Origin of the sequence: Streptomyces sp. NBC_00019 (genome assembly GCF_045041015.1) — a bacterium.
Taxonomy (GTDB): domain Bacteria; phylum Actinomycetota; class Actinomycetes; order Streptomycetales; family Streptomycetaceae; genus Streptomyces.
This window is the reverse complement of sequence record NZ_CP108302.1, coordinates 615,978-630,744: the sequence shown is the minus strand read 5'-3', so window position 1 is coordinate 630,744 and position 14,767 is coordinate 615,978. Positions and strand designations below refer to the sequence as shown.

Below are 14,767 nucleotides of genomic sequence, written 5' to 3'. Positions count from 1 at the left end.
GGTCCTCATCCGTGCGAGGTGGTGTCCCTGACCCAGGGCAGCGCGAACCGTTCCAACAACACCAAGGCAAAGTAGAGAAGGATGCTCATCAACCCGATCAGGATGATCGCGGCCCAGGCGGTGGCGGTGTCGCCCACCCCACCGGCTTGCACGATCAGATAGCCCAGCCCGGCCTCACCGGCCTGGAACTCGCCGATGACCGCACCGATCGCGGCGAGAGGCATGGCCACCTTCAACCCGACGAAGATCTGCGGCAGCGCGGCGGGCAACCGTATCTTCCGGAAGGCCTGCCAGCGAGAGGCATCCAGTGAGCGCGCCAACTCGGCCAGGTCCGCGGGGGTCGAGGTGAGGCCGGTTGCGGTGGACAGCACGATCGGGAAGAAGCAGAGCAGGAAGACCATGGTCAGGACCGGCTTCTGCCCCCAGCCGAGCGCCCCCACCAGCAGGGGCCCGAGCGCGATCTTCGGAACCGCGTTGACGGCGACCAGCAGCGGCGTGAACATTCGCTCCAGTACCCGCGAGGCGGCCAGCGACAGTCCGATCAGAACTCCGCAGGCGCTGGAGAGAGCGAACCCGACAACCGTCTCCACCGTGGTGTCGCCGGTGTGTTCCAGGAACAGGGCCGGGGTTGCGGTGAACGCCGAGAGCACGGCACCTGGCGGAGGCAGTACTGCCGGGTGGATCACCTCCAGGACCGACGTGAGAAGCCACCACACGCCGAGCGCGACCAGCAGCCCGGCCATGGGCAGCAGCACGACGCCGACGCCAGTCCTGCGGAGCGGACCGACTCGTGGCACGGGCACAGGCTCGGGGCCCGCCGTGGGGGACTGCTGCGGCCTCGAGAGTTCGGTCATCCCGTCCTTCTCCACGCGCGGTTCCTCTCCAGCGCGGCGCGGTCAGGCTTTCGGCACCAGGTCGAAGTCGATGATCTGCTCAGGAGTCATTCCTTTCGGCAGCGCGCCCGCGTCCTCCAGAATCTTGATGCTCTTCGCCACCCGCCCGGAGTCCAGCGTTCCGATCGCCGTGCCGGAACCGTCCTTCGGTGCGACGTACGCGGCCATCAACTCCAACTCGGCTGCCGCAGCGGTCGGATTCGTGGCGTCCACGTTCCGCTTCAGGATCTCGGAGGCTTCCTTCGAGTGGGCGAGGCTGTACTCCAAGCCCTTCAGCAGCGCGGCCGTGAACCGCCGCACCATCTCCGGATCCTGCTCGGCGATCTTCGTCGACGTGATCAGCACGTTTCCGTACAGGTCGGGGATCACGTCGCCGTACGGCAGCAGCACGGCCTTCTTCTTCGTCACCGCCTCAACGGTCGGCTTGCCCACCACGAACTGGCCGATGCCGTCCACCGAGCCGCCGGCGAGCGTGCCCATCAGGGTCTGCGCCTCGCCGTTGACCCAGGTCACCTTGTCGGCGTCCACGCCGGCCAGTCGGGCGTACGTCGGGAAGAGGTTGCGCACGACGGAGCCGGGTGTGTCGGCGAGCCGTTTGCCCTCGAGGTCCTTGGGTGTGGCGATGCCGTTGCCCTCGGTGGTGGCGATCGCGGCCATGGTGCGCTGCTGGATGGCGGCCACCGCGACGAAGTCCTTCGCCTGACCGTTGCCCATGTGCAGCAGCCCTCCCGTCAGGTCGATGGGGCCGAACTGCGCCTGGCCACTCACGATGGCCGGAATCACACCGCCGGTCCCCTGGCCAGGCCTGATCCTCACGTCGAAGCCGGCCTCTTTGAAGTACCCCTTGTCCTTCGCGACCCAGGCGTACGAGTCCCGGCCGAAGCTGCCGAAGGAGGTCAGGTAGGTCACCTTCTTCAGTGCCTTGCCGTCCTCACCGGTATCCGCGTCGGAATCCGAGCCGCCGCACCCCGCCACCAGCGCGAGCGCCGTGGTCAGGGCTACCGCGGCGACCGTACGGGCGAACCTGATCATGCGCACAGTGTTGTCCTTTCCGACCGCCGAACGCGCCGGCGGAGGGGCGTCGAGACAGACGAGACGGAACGGCGTCACGGAACTGCCGAGGGCATGACACGTGGTGCGGACAACAGCGTACGAGGGATGGGTAGTTGTGGGCCAGCTGTGTGGCCCTGAGGCATGCATCGGCAGGACAACGGGTACCGTCGATCGGCCTGCTGCGGGTAGCCTGATCGGGCGATAGGACCCGGCCGGCATGACGATTGCCAGGGGATGGGGAGACCGCCGGATGATCGGACTCACCGGTGTGTCCCGGAGCTTCACCAGCCGGTCCGGTTCGACGGTGGCACTCCAGGACATCGGCCTTCACATCGCCGAGGGTGAGTTCGTGGCGGTGGTGGGCCGGTCCGGGTGCGGCAAGTCCACGCTGCTCCGGCTGATCGCGGGTCTCCTGCCGGTCACCGAGGGCGAGATCACCATCGGCGGCGAGCGAGTCACCGGAGCCCGGCGGGATGTCGCCATGCTGTTCCAGCGGCCGGCACTGCTGCCCTGGCGGTCCGTCCTCGACAACGTCCTGCTGCCCGTGGAGATCTTCGGCTGGAACAAGGCGAAGCACCGCGAGCGGGCGTACCGGCTGTTGGAGACGGCCGGACTGAACGGCTTCGAGAAGCACCGGCCGCACGAACTGTCCGGCGGTATGCAGCAGCGTGTCGCGCTGTGCCGATCGCTGATGGGCGAGCCGCGGATGCTGCTCATGGACGAGCCGTTCTCCGCACTCGACGCGCTGACCCGCGCGGACCTCGCCGTGGAGCTGCAGCGCATCCACCTCGAGAACTCGTCCACAGTCGTCTTCGTCACGCACTCGATCGACGAGGCCGTGCTGCTCGCCGACCGCGTCGTGGTGCTCACCCCGCGCCCGGGCCGGATCCGCAAGATCGTCGACATCGCCATACCCCGGCCGAGGACGCTGGGCCGAACCGAGCACCTGGGCGAAGTGGCCCGGTGCAGCGCCGATCTGCACGAGCTGCTGATGGAACGGGACATATCCAGGACGGCCGAAACGGAGCGGCGATGAGCCTGCGGATCTGCGTCTTCACCGAGCCCCACCGCGGCGCCGACTACGAGGACCAGCGGCGCTTCGCGCAACTCGTCGAGGCCGGCGGATTCGAGGGCTTCTTCCGGGCCGATCACTATCAGACGATGGGTGCCGATTCCGGCCTGCCCGGCCCCACCGACGCCTGGCTCACGCTCGGCGCGCTCGCCCGGGAGACCTCCAGGATCCGGCTGGGCACCCTGGTCACCTCAGTCACCTTCCGGCTGCCGGGACCGCTCGCCGTGATGGTGGCGCAGGTCGACCGGATGAGCGGGGGGCGGATCGAGCTGGGCCTCGGCGCGGGATGGTACGAACGGGAACACACCTCGTACGGCATCCCGTTCCCGCCCGCCCCGGAGCGCTTCGATCGGCTGGAGGAGCAGCTGGCGGTGATCACCGGTTTGTGGCGGACACCGGTCGGCGAGAGCTTCAGCTACCACGGCGACCACTACCAGCTCGTCGACGCACCCGCCCTCCCGAAGCCCGTGCAGGTGCCGGGGCCGCCGATCATCGTCGGGGGCCGCGGCCCCAAGCGCACCCCGGAGCTGGCAGCCCGGTACGCCGACGAGTTCAACATGCCCTTCAAGTCGGTGGCGGAGACTGCCCGGGCGTACCGACGAGTCGCCGAGGCGTGCGACCGGACCGGGCGGGCCGGCACCGGTCGGCCACCACTGGTGCTCTCGGCCGGTGTCGTGGCAGCCATCGGCCGTACCGACGCGGACGCGCAACGGCGGGCTGCCCCACTGCACGCCAAGAGCGCGCTGCCGCCGGAGGATGCGGTGATCGGATCCGCGGCCCAACTCGTGGAGCGACTCGGTGAGTTCGCCGCGATCGGTGCGAGCCGTATCCATCTGCGGCTGATCGACTTCGATGACCTGGACCACCTGGAACTCATCGCCGGTGAGGTGCTCCCGCAGATCTAGAGCGTGCAAGCCGCGGCACGCCTTCGGGGCTCAAGGCGTAGAACACGTCGCCTACGTTCGTCGACGTGGCCGACGCGGAGGTCTTCCGCGACGAGGTTGTGGAGTACGCGCGCCGGCTGCGGCCCGTTTTTTGGCCCGATCACGCTCCTGCCTCCTCATTGCGCATTGCCCATTGCGCAATGAGGAGCGAGGCTCCATTATCAGGAATCCTGTTACTTTAACTTTGTAGCGATGGGTGATCAGGTCATGCCGTTCAGCGCCAAACTCCAGGCCAGAGGGATCCAGCTGCTACTGGGTCGTGTGATGGCCCGCGTGCACAAGGACTTGCGCTTCACCGATATTCCGAAGCTCACCGAGGCCCTCCGGGTGGAGACCGGCGCCGGACCGGTGGCCTGTACCGTCTACCGCCCGCCCGCGGGCACCGAAGCGCCCGCTCCCGTGTACATCAACTTCCACGGCGGCGGTTTCGTGGTCGGCCGCCCCGAGCAGGACGACCACATCTGCCGCTACATAGCGGCCACGGCCGGCTGCGTGGTCATCAATGTCGATTACGCCGTGGCCCCGCAGCGGCAGTTCCCTGTTCCCGTCACTCAGGCATACGACGTCGCCGCCTGGGTCGCTGCGAACGGCCCCGCGGGAGGCTGGGACGGTTCCCGCCTCGCCGTAGGCGGACACAGCGCCGGTGCCAACCTGACCGCCGCGGTCTGCCGCCTGGCCCGGGACCGCGGCACCTTCTCGCCCCGGCTCCAGATCATCGACTCGGCACCGCTGGACCAGCTGGCCGACCCCGCCACCAAGCAGTCCCTCATCGCCAAACCACTGCTCAGCCCCCAGCTCATGCGGACCTTCACCGCAGCCTACGTCCAGGACCCCGCCGACCGCGCCCATCCGCTCGTCTCGCCCGGGCTGGCCGATGACCTCGCCGGACTCCCTGCCGCCCTGGTCATCACCGCGGAGAACGACCGCCTGCGCGACGAGGGCGACGCGTACGCCAAGGCCCTGGAGGCTGCAGGCGTTGCAGTCACCCATCGTGTCTTCGAGGGCGTCGACCACTACTTCACCCACACCGGCCCGGTCGAGGCCGGAAGGGAAGCCATCGATCTGATGGCGACCACCCTGCGCACGGCACTCAACGCCTGACGACGCCGACCGGGCATTCGAGCGGTACGCGGCCTGGATGTACCGCAAACAGACCGTCCACGACGTCGCCTTCGCCGGCGGCGTCGGACCCCACCTGCACCACCTCGGCGTCGCCACCCACGAATCCCACCAAGTCCTGCGCGCCGCAGACCTGTTCGGCTCGATCCGCAAGGAGTGGGACCCTGACCACGAGACGTACCGGTGGCATCGACGAGTCCGCCGTGACCGTGGGAGCCGACGGCCTTGGCTGACCCGCCGACGTATTGACGTGCGGGGCGATGCAGCAGCGACGCGAGGAGAAGCTGCGGGCCGCCTTCGAGGTCCGTTCAGGCCGCGGTGATACGGGAGTTGACCCGCCGCATCCAGTCTCCGTCGGTGTGCCACATGGGGTGGTGCGGGGCCGCGTTGGAGGTCAGGACGACGCCGTGGAAACCGGCGGCGAGGCAGCGGTCGACGACGAACTCCGCGATGTCCTTGCCGACGGCGTCCTCCTCGAAGCGGGTCAGGAGCGGGGTGTATCCGACGACGCCTTCACCGAGGACGGCGGGAACACCGCGCCGGCGGGCGAACTCGGTCACCGAGTCGTTATCGTGCTCGATGCGCACGATGTGATCCGAGTCGCATGGCCTGCAAGGCAGTTGGCGTGGGTGCCGCGCCCCCAGGCGTCGGGGTGGGCTGAGATCGGCGGGGCGACGGGGGCACCGCGGTCGGGCTGAGGCTCAGTTCGCTCGTCGGGGGTGGCGTCGGACTGCTCGACGCTGCCCGCGATGGACCCACCCGTCCGGCGATCCGCAGGGCCCGCGGGGTGCTGCCACTCGGCTGGGCGATCCGATTCCGCTCTGCCGGTCGCGCCCTGCATGATCGGTACGGTGATGCAGGGGCGAGTGGAGGGGGCGCAGCCGTGGATGGGGAAGTGGAGCTCGGGACGGTGAAGGAGGCTGCCGCCCGGGTGCGGATGCCATGTGGTGCAACGGGCCGTCGTCAGCCGATGGGTACCGGTGAGCCGCTTCCGCAGCGGGCCGTCACCCCACCGACGGGTCTGAAGCCCATCCGGCAGTACCTCAACGCCAACCTCGACGGCTTCCCCCGCTTCATGGCCGACCGCGCCGCCGTCGAGCGCTGGAAGCAGACCTTCGCCCTGTGCTTCGGCGAGGTCAAGCGCGACCCGTCGCCGGGCTCGCTCGGGCTGCACCCCGGAGCCTGACGCGGATCTCGGCGAGGAGCCGGCGCCGGTCCGTGGCCCGAGCTGGCACCCTCCTCGCCGCATAGGAAGCTGTCCGGGCCATGGGCCGCTCCGAGCCTGCTGTGGCGGAGCAGAGCGGTGCGCGTAGGCGACAGAGGTTCGTCATGGCGCGAACGCCTACCGCGGGCCAAGGCCGCCGTTCTAGCTGGGGCACGGGTCGGCTCGTGACAGGCGGACCATGGCTCGGTAGAGAGCGGAGGGCCTAGGGGCCTCGGGCAGTGGGGGGATCGGTGCGCCGGGCGTGGCGTAGGAGCGGATCATGTGGCCGACGAGGCGGCGCCAGGTGTCGGGGGCGTCTTCGCCGGTGGCGGTGACGACTCCGGCGTTGGCGATGAGCAGGATGACGACGTCCTGGTGGGTGAAGTCGTCGCGCAGGTGCCCGGTGTCCTTGGCGTGGGTGATGAGTTCCAGCAGCCGGTTGTATGCCTCGGCGCGGCGGGTCTCCAGGTTCTTGGCGGCGGGGAAGGCCATGGTGAGGACGTCGGCGAAACCGCGGTCGGCGGCCTGCATGGCGCAGATGGCGTGGAGGTAGCCGATGAAGCCGTGCCAGGGGTCGGGGTCGGCGAGTGCCTCGGTGACGGCCTCGGCGTAGGCGTCCATGCGGTCGGCGAAGACCGCGTTGACGAGTTCTTCCCGGGTGGCGAAGCGTCGGCCGAGCGTGGCCTTGCCGACGCCTGCCTCGCGGGCGACGGAGGCCATGGAGACGCTGAGCCCTTCGGTGGCGTAGAGGCGGCGGGCGGCGGCCAGGATGCGGTCGCGGTTGCGTTCGGCGTCGGCGCGCAGTCCCGTACCGGGCTGCGGGCACGGCGTCTGGTCGGAAGGTGGCGAGGTCATACCCCCACTCTACCGAAGTGGAACGGGTGGCCCGGTTCTCGTGTACGGTGGGCTGCCATGAAAGTGGGCCGCACGGCCCACTTAATCGAGAGGTTGTTTTTATGCGCGCTGTCACGCTCGAATCCGTCCCCTCCACCCCGGACGTGACCGAGGTGGACACGCCTCGCCCGGAGGCCGGGGAACTGCTGGTCAAGGTGGCCGCCGCCTCGCTGAACGGCTTCGACATCGCCGTCATGGCTGGCTACGTACAGGGGATGATGGAGCACCGGTTCCCGCTGGTACTCGGCCAGGACTTCGCCGGCACCGTCGAGGCACTGAGGGAGGGCGCGGAGGGTTTCGGCGTCGGTGACGCGGTCTTCGGTGTCGTGATGAAGCCGTTCCTGGGCGCCGGGTCGCTGGCCCAGTACGTCACCGTGCCCGCCGGACACGGAGTCGCCCGCATCCCCGCGGGCGTGACGACGGGGGACGCGGGCGCGCTGGGCGTCGCCGGGGCGACCGCCCTGGTGAGCCTGGACGCGGTGGCTCTGGCCGAGGGCGAGACCGTGCTGATCTCGGGGGCCTCCGGTGGGGTGGGCGCGCTGGCGGTGCAGCTCGCTGCCGCCCGTGGCGCGACGGTGATCGCGACCGCCCGGCCCGGCGCGCAGACCGACTTCGTCACCGGCCTGACCGACGCCGCGGTCCACGTCGTCGACTTCACCGGTGACCTTCAGGCTCAGGTCCGCGCGATCGCCCCTGACGGTGTGGACGCGGTACTGCACCTGGCGGGCGACGGTGCGGCGCTGGCCGCTCTGCTGCGGCCGGGCGGACAGCTCGCCTCCGTCATCGGACTGAGCCAGGACGACGTCAAGGGCCACGACGTCACCGTCCACACGATCATGGGCAGCCCCGATGCCAAGATCCTGACCTCCCTGGCCGAGCAGGTCGCCGCCGGTGCGCTGCGAGTGCCGGTCACCGCCACCTACCCGCTGGAGCAGGCCACGCAGGCGTTCGCCGCCTTCGCCGGGACCCCGGGCAAGATCGCCGTCTCCTGCTCCTGACCCACGGCCAACGGAAAGAGGAACCACTGTGCCCACCATTGCCATCGTCGGCGCCGGCCCCGGCATGGGCCTGGCCATCGCCCGCACCTTCGGCGGCCGCGGCTTCGACGTCGCCCTGATCTCCCGCACCAAGGAGAAGCTTCAGACCCTGGTCGACCAGCTCGGCCAGCAAGGCATCACCGCCGAGGCGTTTCCCGCCGACGTCCTGGAACGGGACTCCTTGGCCTCCGCCCTGGACGCCGTGAAGGCTCGCTTCGGCAGCATCGACGTACTGGAATACTCGCCGGCCCCGCAGTACCCGTCGCCCGGCGCCACCCTGGCCGCTCCCTCGGAGTCCACGGTGGACAATTTGCAGCCGCAGATCGAGTACATCTTCTACGGCGCCGTAGCCGCCACCCAAGCCGTGCTGCCCGCCATGCGTGAGGCGGGCGCCGGCACCCTGCTCTTCACCACCGGCGGCGGTTCGGTGGATCCCGTCCCCATGCTCGGCAACGTCAACGCCGCCGGCGCGGCCCTGCGCAACTGGGTGATCAACCTGGGCAAGGAGCTGTCCGGCAGCGGTGTCCATGCCGCGCACGTGGCGATCAGCGTGTGGATCGGCGACGGCGGCCCGGAGGGCTTCCCGACGGCCACACCCGAACAGATCGCCCCCCTGTACTGGGACCTGCACGAAAGCCGCGACCGCTCCGAGGCCGTCTTCAAAGCCTGACCTGACCGGCCGGTCCATCCCGCTCCAGGGAGGGGGCAATCGCCCCCTCCCTACCCCGTCCCCTCCCCGAAGGAATCCGTACGTGAACGTCTTCTTGTGGATAGTCCAGGCCGTGCTGGCCGCCATGTTCGCCATGGGCGGCGTGATGAAGTCGACCCAGCCCAAGGAGAAGCTGGTCGGCCAGTTGCCCTGGACGGCCGACTTCTCCCAGGGCACCGTCCGCTTCATCGGGATCGTGGAGTTCGCCGCCGCTCTCGGCCTGGTCCTTCCCGCGGCGACCGACATCGCCCCCGTGCTGACCCCGCTGGCCGCGACCGGTCTGGTCGTGGTGATGGTGCTGGCCGCGATCACCCACGCCCGTCGCAAGGAACCCGCCGGGATCGCCTTCAACGCCGTCCTGCTGATCCTGGCCGCGCTGGTGGCATGGGGCCGCTTCGGGCCGTACAGCTTCTGACCCTCTCCGTCCTGCCCCCAATCTTCCGAACGCCACCACGAGGAACCACCTGATGCGTGTCACTGTCTTCGGCGCGACCGGCGGCATCGGCCGCCTGGTCGTCCAGCAGCTCCTGGACGGCGGCCATCCGGTCACCGCCCTGGTTCGCACCCCGGCCAAGCTCGACCTCACCCACTCTCAACTCACGGTTGTCACCGGGCAGTTGTCCGACCGTGAGGCCGTCGAGCAGGCCGTCAGTGGTGCCGAGGCGGTCATCAGCGCGCTCGGACCGTCTCTGAAACGGTCCATGACCGGCACCCAGGTGACCGACGGCACCCGCACCATCGTGCAGACCATGCGGGCTCAGAAGGTCGACCGGTTCATCGGCCTGGCCACGCCCTCACTGGCCGATCCGCGGGACAAGCCGCACTGGAAGCACAAGGTACTGCCCGTCGCGGCCGGGCTGATGTTCCCCAACGCGCTGGCCGAGTTGAAGGGCTTGACCGAGGCCGTCACCGGCTCGGATCTCGACTACACCATCGCCCGCATCACCAACCCCACCGACAAGCCCGCCACCGCCCGCATCCGCTCGGGATTCCTCGGCCACGACAAGGTCGCCTCCGCCATGAGCCGCGCCGACATCGCCGCGTTCCTCGTCTCGCAACTCACCGACGACCGCTACCGGCGTGCCATGCCCGCCATCAGCAACTGAGGCCAGGACCCCACCATGACCTTCGAACTCGGCGTCTACTCCTTCGGTAATACCCCGCGTCTCGCGGATGGCAGCCGCGGCCCCACCGCCCAGGCCCTGCGCGATGTGCTGGAGGCCATCAAGCTCGCCGACGAGGTGGGCCTGGACTTCTTCGGGGTCGGCGAGCACCACATGCGGGCGATGCCGCTGTCCTCACCCACCTCCGTGGTCAACGCCGCCGCGGCCGCCACCCACCGGATCAAGCTCAGCACCGCGGTCACCGTCCTGTCGACCGATGACCCGATCCGGGTGTTCCAACAGCTCGCGACCGCCGAGTCCCTGGCTCCGGGACGCATCGAACTGGTCGCCGGACGCGGCTCGTCGACGATCATGTTCCCGCTGTTCGACCACGACGAGCGCGACTACGACATGCTGTACGCCTCCAAGCTCGCCCTGCTGATGGCGGTTAACGCCGGCGAGAGCGTCACCTGGAACGGCCCCCACCGCAGACGGCCGTTGGAGGGTGTCACTGTCTTCCCCCGCCCCGAGGAGCCGCTGAGGATCTGGCTGGGCACCGGCGGCAGCCCGGACTCGGTGTACCGAGCCGTCGAGTTGGGTCTGCCGATGTTCCTCGGCATCCTCGGCGGCACCCCGGAGCACTGGGCGCGCTACGGGCACGCCTACCGCGCCGCCTGGGCCGAGGCCGGCCACCCCGCCGAGCGGGCCGACATCGCCGTCGCAGTGCACGGCTTCGTCGCCGAGTCCGGCGCGCAGGCCCGCTCGACCTACCTGGAGTACGAGCACCGCATGATGGCCGAGGGCATGGCCGAACTGGGCCGCCCCGCCCCCTCACGCGCCGACCGGGCTGCGGCCGTCGAACCCGGCGGCATGGTCTTCGCCGGCAGCCCCGACGAGATCGCCGACCGCATCCTCCACCTGCACGGACTGCTCGGCCACACCCGCCAGATCCTTCAGATGGACGTCGGCGGCATGCCCCAGCGTGACTTCCTGCACGCCATCGAACTGCTCGGCACGAAGGTGCTCCCTCAGATCCGGGCCGAGCTGGCGAAACCATGAGCTGGAGTCATCCCCGCGGCGCGGCCACCTGCCGCGTCGTAGTCCCGGTGTGGTCTGCGCACCCGACCGGTGAGGCAGGCGAAGGGTGTCCCGTCTCGCCCTACGATCGGGGTGGGACATCACACCATGGACTCCATCGAATCCAGAATGCGGTCGAGTGTGCGGCGCCCCATTCTGCTCATCGTCGGATTGCTCTCGACGTAGTACCAGACCACACCCATCGCCTGTTCGAACGCCCAGGCCTTGCCGCGCTCCCACTCCAGATCGTCACAGTCCAGTGTCCGCCGGAGCACGTCCCGCGGGCCTGGCTGCAACAGGTGCCAGGCGCTGACCAGATCCAGCGCGGGGTCGGCCGGGCCGAAGCCGCCGGTGTCGAGTACGCCGCTGAGGCGGTCTCCCTCGACGAGTACATTGCCGGGAATCAAGTCACCATGGTTCATCACGTCGGCATCCGTGCGTGGCAACTCCCGAAAGTGGCTCCACAGTTGGCGCAGCCGGGGCACGTCGAGCAGCCCCTTGCTCTCCTCGAAGCACTCCGCCATCCAATCGTCGTGGTGAGCGAGAACGCCGCCACGGTTGTCGCCGTTGAAAAGCCGCCCCCGCGTGTCAGCGCCCCGCAGGCCTGCGATGAAGGCCGCGAGGTCCTCGGCGAAAGCGTCGGACCCACTCGGGTCGGCCTCCGAGGCGACCGTTCCCGGCAGCCATGTCTGGACCGACCACGGCATGGGGTAACCCGCGCCAGGCTTTCCCAGGGCGACGGGTTCCGGGACGGGGATCCGAGACACCTGTGCCAGCTCCGCGCCGGCCTGGGCTTCCTGTTCCAGAACCGCCAGCGCCTCGGCAGCATCGGCTAGACGCAGCGGGAAACGCGCAGAGAGGTCGGTGCCGATGCGGAAGATGGCGTTGACTGTCCCGGTCGATGACAGGTGTCGGATTGCCTTGCCGCTCCACTGAGGGAACTGTTCTTGGATCAAGGTCGCAACAATGTCGGCGGTCACGTCCACTTGGTCATCGTGCATGGTGATTCGCGCAGGCCCTTCCCCTAGTCCAACGCGAAACGCTGGAAGCAGACCAGAACTACTGAGACAACAGCCAGTATTCATAGGCCAGGGTTCGGATCAACTGAGATTTTCCCGAAGCCTCGCGGTCAAGGGGTGGCAGATTCCCATGTGCCCTCGGTGAACCTGCCACTAGGTTTGCGGGGTGACTGACACCGTCTACCTCGCCGCGGTCCGGGAGTCGTACGACACCGTGGCGGCCGACTACGCAGCAAGCGTCAAGGCCCCCGCCGAACTGGATCCGCTGTCGCGCGCGATGCTCGCCGCGTTCGCCGAACTCGTACAGGCAACAGGGGACGGGCCGGTCGCGGACGTGGGGTGCGGTCCCGGGAAGGTGACAGCGCACCTGACTGGACTGGGGCTCTCGGCATTCGGTATCGATGTGTCCCCGAAGATGATCGAACTGGCCCGGGAGGCCTACCCGGACCTGCGGTTTGCCGTGGGCTCCATGACCGCGTTGGAGATCGGCGACCACGATCTCGGCGGCATTCTGGCCTACTACTCCACTCACCACACGCCGCCGGAGTTGTTGCCGGTCGTGTTCGCCGAGTTCCACCGCACCCTGGCGCCGGGGGGCCACCTGATGCTTGTCTGCCGGGTGGGGAAGGGCGAGCACCTGCGTCGGACCCTTGCCTATGGCGACCGATCGGCGCCCTTCGAGTCCTATCGGCTGCCGGCGGATCGCATCTCCGAACTGCTGGAACAGGCTGGGCTCGTTGTCACCGCGCGACTGGTGCAAGCGCTCGACGAAGGGGCGAAGGGAACGATCGCCAGCTTCATGGTCCGCAAACCGGAGTAGCCCGGACTTGGTGTGATCCCGGCCTCGGTCCTTGATGGACCCTTCCCTGGATCGCGCCGCCGCGGCAGGGCGACAGGAAGCGCGGTGGCGCGATCCGGCTCCGGCAAAGGCGGGAGAGGCTGTGCTGCGGTTCCAGGGGCTGAAGTTCAGCCCCTGTAGACGATCTCGCCCTGGTCGCGCTTGGTGGTGTGCAGCTCCCAGTAGACGGAGGAAACCTCCTCGGGCGTGGCCGCCTTGAGTGTGGGGTCGATCGAGCCGCCGCCGAGCGCCACGTCGATGGCGATGTGAGCGGCCTGGATTCCGGTGCCGTCCAGCTCCTTGTGCAGGTTGACCACCCAGTTGCGCAGCGCCGCCGCGGCGGCGTTGACGTTGCCGACCATCGGCAGCGGGTCGAGGGAGCCGGCGCCGGTTGTGTAGAGCAGGGTGCCCGCGCCGGCCTCGCGCATCGCGGGCAGGACCGCCTTGGTCGCGGCCATGGCCCCGTACAGCTGGACCTCGATCTCGTGCTGGATGTGGGAGGGGTCGCTCTCGGCCGGAGTGGCCAGCACGGTGGATTCCATGGCGAGCGGGGAGTACTCCAGGACGTCGATGCCACCGAACCTGGCGGCGGCATCCTTGAGCGCCTGGCTGAGCGCGTCATGGTCGAGTACGTCCGCGGGGAACGCGGCGGCCGTGATGCCCTCGGCGGCGAGAGTGGCGACGAGGCCGTCGAGCTTGGCGCGGTTGCGGGAGATGAGGGCGACGTCGAAGCCCTGGGAGCCGAAGGTGCGGGCGATGGCCATGCCCATCTGAGGGCCGGCTCCGATGATGGCGATGCTGGTCACAGCGATCCTTTCGTAAAGCTGGTCGAAGCAAGCAAGTATTCGGATAGGTCTATCCGAATCAATTTCCGGATAGGCCTATCCGGTTCAGTGCTGTAACCGTACCACCAAAAATGGATAGGGCAATCCGGTTGCTAGGATGACCGGTATGAACCCAGGCGCCCAGCACTCCGACGTCCCCGCTGCTCAGCCGTTGCGCAGCGATGCCGAGCGCAACCGGGAGCGGATCATCGCCGCAGCGCGTGTGGTGTTCGCGCGAGACGGTCTGGGTGCCTCGATGGCCTCGGTGGCCCGTGAGGCGGGGGTGGGGATCGCCACGATGTTCCGCCGCTTCCCCACGAAGGCGGAGCTGGTCGACGCGGTCTTCTTCGACCGCATGGACGCCTACGCCAACGCGGTCGCCGCCGGGCTGGACGACCCCGATCCCTGGCACGGATTCGTCGGGTACATCGAGACCGCCTGTGCGATGCAGGCCGCAGACTCTGGCTTCGCCGACGTCCTGACCACGACCTTCCCCACTGCCAAGGCCCTGGAGCGCCGCCGCAACGAGGCCTACGAGGGGATGGTGGAGCTCATCGGCCGGGCCAAGGCGGCGGGCCGGCTGCGCGAGGACTTCGACTCCTCGGACCTCGTGCTGCTGCACATGGCGAACGCCGGCGTGGTCAACGCCACCAGCGGCGCCGCCCCCGACGCATGGCGCCGCGTCGTCGCCCTGTTCGTCCAGTCCTTCGAGGCCCCGGGCCGCGGCCCCCTGCCCGCCTCGCCTGAGCATGACGCCCTCTACAAGGCCATGCTCCGTGCCGGCCCGGCGGGCGGTGCGGCACCGGAGTCGAGCGCGGGCAACGACTGACCTGGGGGCTGGAGTCCGCTTGCGGTGCTCGACTCAGGGTCAGGTCGACGCCGTGGACGAAGCGGTCGTCGAAGCTCTCCTCGGTGAGGTGCGAGATCGTCCCTGTCCATGTGTCTGCGGACATGGACCTGCGAGGTCCCTGAGCCGATCAT

The 14,767-nt window shown here is 69.0% G+C and carries 16 protein-coding genes and 1 pseudogene; 11 read left to right on the top strand and 6 right to left on the bottom strand.

Annotated elements, in window-relative coordinates; all coding sequences use genetic code 11:
* Positions 1–5 precede the first annotated feature (5 nt).
* Positions 6–854, bottom strand: a complete 849-nt coding sequence (locus OHU89_RS03035; protein WP_405639548.1) for an ABC transporter permease — start codon at positions 852–854, stop codon at positions 6–8.
* 42 nt (positions 855–896) lie between these two features.
* On the bottom strand, positions 897–1,925 hold the full coding sequence (locus tag OHU89_RS03030; RefSeq protein WP_405639546.1) for an ABC transporter substrate-binding protein: 1,029 nt from the start codon (positions 1,923–1,925) through the stop codon (positions 897–899).
* 271 nt (positions 1,926–2,196) lie between these two features.
* Here OHU89_RS03030 and OHU89_RS03025 point away from each other — a divergent pair, with 271 nt between their 5' ends.
* The 3 genes from OHU89_RS03025 to OHU89_RS03015 all read left to right on the top strand — a co-directional run bounded on the left by OHU89_RS03025 (position 2,197) and on the right by OHU89_RS03015 (position 5,063).
* On the top strand, positions 2,197–2,982 hold the full coding sequence (locus OHU89_RS03025; protein WP_405639544.1) for an ABC transporter ATP-binding protein: 786 nt from the start codon (positions 2,197–2,199) through the stop codon (positions 2,980–2,982).
* Complete coding sequence (locus tag OHU89_RS03020; RefSeq protein ID WP_405639542.1) at positions 2,979–3,923, top strand: LLM class F420-dependent oxidoreductase; 945 nt, start codon at positions 2,979–2,981, stop codon at positions 3,921–3,923. Before OHU89_RS03025 ends, OHU89_RS03020 begins: the two co-directional genes overlap by 4 nt.
* 246 nt (positions 3,924–4,169) lie before the next feature.
* Positions 4,170–5,063, top strand: coding sequence for an alpha/beta hydrolase (locus OHU89_RS03015; protein WP_405654268.1), 894 nt, complete (start codon positions 4,170–4,172; stop codon positions 5,061–5,063).
* 326 nt (positions 5,064–5,389) lie between these two features.
* Here the strand turns inward: OHU89_RS03015 and OHU89_RS03010 are convergent, their stop codons facing one another.
* Positions 5,390–5,668 (bottom strand): cellulase-like family protein, encoded by a 279-nt coding sequence (locus OHU89_RS03010; protein WP_405639540.1) that lies wholly within the window; start codon positions 5,666–5,668, stop codon positions 5,390–5,392.
* Positions 5,669–6,084: 416 nt separating this feature from the next.
* Between OHU89_RS03010 and OHU89_RS03005 the strand changes: the two are divergent.
* Positions 6,085–6,267: pseudogene (locus OHU89_RS03005) on the top strand (ABC transporter substrate-binding protein); the annotation flags it as partial.
* 180 nt (positions 6,268–6,447) lie between these two features.
* Here OHU89_RS03005 and OHU89_RS03000 read toward each other — a convergent pair.
* Positions 6,448–7,140: a TetR/AcrR family transcriptional regulator gene (locus OHU89_RS03000; protein WP_405639538.1), complete on the bottom strand. Its 693-nt coding sequence runs from the start codon at positions 7,138–7,140 to the stop codon at positions 6,448–6,450.
* Positions 7,141–7,241: 101 nt separating this feature from the next.
* Here OHU89_RS03000 and OHU89_RS02995 point away from each other — a divergent pair, with 101 nt between their 5' ends.
* The 5 genes from OHU89_RS02995 (at position 7,242) to OHU89_RS02975 (ending at position 11,087) form a co-directional block, all read left to right on the top strand.
* Positions 7,242–8,177 carry an NADP-dependent oxidoreductase gene (locus OHU89_RS02995; RefSeq protein WP_405639536.1) on the top strand — a complete coding sequence of 312 codons (936 nt, stop codon included), beginning with the start codon at positions 7,242–7,244 and terminating at the stop codon, positions 8,175–8,177.
* A gap of 28 nt (positions 8,178–8,205) precedes the next feature.
* Positions 8,206–8,886 (top strand): SDR family NAD(P)-dependent oxidoreductase, encoded by a 681-nt coding sequence (locus OHU89_RS02990; protein WP_405639534.1) that lies wholly within the window; start codon positions 8,206–8,208, stop codon positions 8,884–8,886.
* A gap of 82 nt (positions 8,887–8,968) precedes the next feature.
* Entirely contained in the window at positions 8,969–9,340 is a 372-nt protein-coding gene (locus tag OHU89_RS02985; RefSeq protein WP_405639532.1) for a DoxX family protein, read from the top strand.
* A gap of 52 nt (positions 9,341–9,392) precedes the next feature.
* Positions 9,393–10,031 (top strand): NAD(P)-dependent oxidoreductase, encoded by a 639-nt coding sequence (locus OHU89_RS02980; protein ID WP_405639530.1) that lies wholly within the window; start codon positions 9,393–9,395, stop codon positions 10,029–10,031.
* Positions 10,032–10,046: 15 nt separating this feature from the next.
* A complete protein-coding gene (locus tag OHU89_RS02975) occupies positions 10,047–11,087 on the top strand; it encodes an LLM class flavin-dependent oxidoreductase (RefSeq protein WP_405639528.1) in 1,041 nt (346 codons plus the stop codon).
* Between the two features lie 119 nt (positions 11,088–11,206).
* Here the strand turns inward: OHU89_RS02975 and OHU89_RS02970 are convergent, their stop codons facing one another.
* Positions 11,207–12,106, bottom strand: coding sequence for an aminoglycoside phosphotransferase family protein (locus OHU89_RS02970; protein ID WP_405639526.1), 900 nt, complete (start codon positions 12,104–12,106; stop codon positions 11,207–11,209).
* Between the two features lie 184 nt (positions 12,107–12,290).
* Here OHU89_RS02970 and OHU89_RS02965 point away from each other — a divergent pair, with 184 nt between their 5' ends.
* Positions 12,291–12,944, top strand: a complete 654-nt coding sequence (locus OHU89_RS02965) for a class I SAM-dependent methyltransferase (protein ID WP_405639524.1) — start codon at positions 12,291–12,293, stop codon at positions 12,942–12,944.
* Positions 12,945–13,090: 146 nt separating this feature from the next.
* On the opposite strand, the gene OHU89_RS02960 is transcribed toward OHU89_RS02965, so the two are convergent.
* Entirely contained in the window at positions 13,091–13,768 is a 678-nt protein-coding gene (locus OHU89_RS02960) for an SDR family NAD(P)-dependent oxidoreductase (RefSeq protein ID WP_405639522.1), read from the bottom strand.
* Between the two features lie 145 nt (positions 13,769–13,913).
* On the opposite strand from OHU89_RS02960, the gene OHU89_RS02955 reads away from it, so the two are divergent.
* Positions 13,914–14,615 carry a TetR/AcrR family transcriptional regulator gene (locus OHU89_RS02955; protein WP_405639520.1) on the top strand — a complete coding sequence of 234 codons (702 nt, stop codon included), beginning with the start codon at positions 13,914–13,916 and terminating at the stop codon, positions 14,613–14,615.
* Positions 14,616–14,767 lie beyond the last annotated feature (152 nt).

What these genes read in the sequence shown, in the direction of transcription:
- OHU89_RS03035 (WP_405639548.1), bottom strand. Translation starts at nt 854, where the DNA reads ATGACCGAACTCTCGAGGCCGCAGCAGTCCCCCACGGCGGGCCCCGAG.
- OHU89_RS03030 (WP_405639546.1), bottom strand. Translation starts at nt 1,925, where the DNA reads ATGATCAGGTTCGCCCGTACGGTCGCCGCGGTAGCCCTGACCACGGCG.
- OHU89_RS03025 (WP_405639544.1), top strand. Translation starts at nt 2,197, where the DNA reads ATGATCGGACTCACCGGTGTGTCCCGGAGCTTCACCAGCCGGTCCGGT.
- OHU89_RS03020 (WP_405639542.1), top strand. Translation starts at nt 2,979, where the DNA reads ATGAGCCTGCGGATCTGCGTCTTCACCGAGCCCCACCGCGGCGCCGAC.
- OHU89_RS03015 (WP_405654268.1), top strand. Translation starts at nt 4,170, where the DNA reads ATGCCGTTCAGCGCCAAACTCCAGGCCAGAGGGATCCAGCTGCTACTG.
- OHU89_RS03000 (WP_405639538.1), bottom strand. Translation starts at nt 7,140, where the DNA reads ATGACCTCGCCACCTTCCGACCAGACGCCGTGCCCGCAGCCCGGTACG.
- OHU89_RS02995 (WP_405639536.1), top strand. Translation starts at nt 7,242, where the DNA reads ATGCGCGCTGTCACGCTCGAATCCGTCCCCTCCACCCCGGACGTGACC.
- OHU89_RS02980 (WP_405639530.1), top strand. Translation starts at nt 9,393, where the DNA reads ATGCGTGTCACTGTCTTCGGCGCGACCGGCGGCATCGGCCGCCTGGTC.
- OHU89_RS02975 (WP_405639528.1), top strand. Translation starts at nt 10,047, where the DNA reads ATGACCTTCGAACTCGGCGTCTACTCCTTCGGTAATACCCCGCGTCTC.
- OHU89_RS02970 (WP_405639526.1), bottom strand. Translation starts at nt 12,106, where the DNA reads ATGCACGATGACCAAGTGGACGTGACCGCCGACATTGTTGCGACCTTG.
- OHU89_RS02955 (WP_405639520.1), top strand. Translation starts at nt 13,914, where the DNA reads ATGAACCCAGGCGCCCAGCACTCCGACGTCCCCGCTGCTCAGCCGTTG.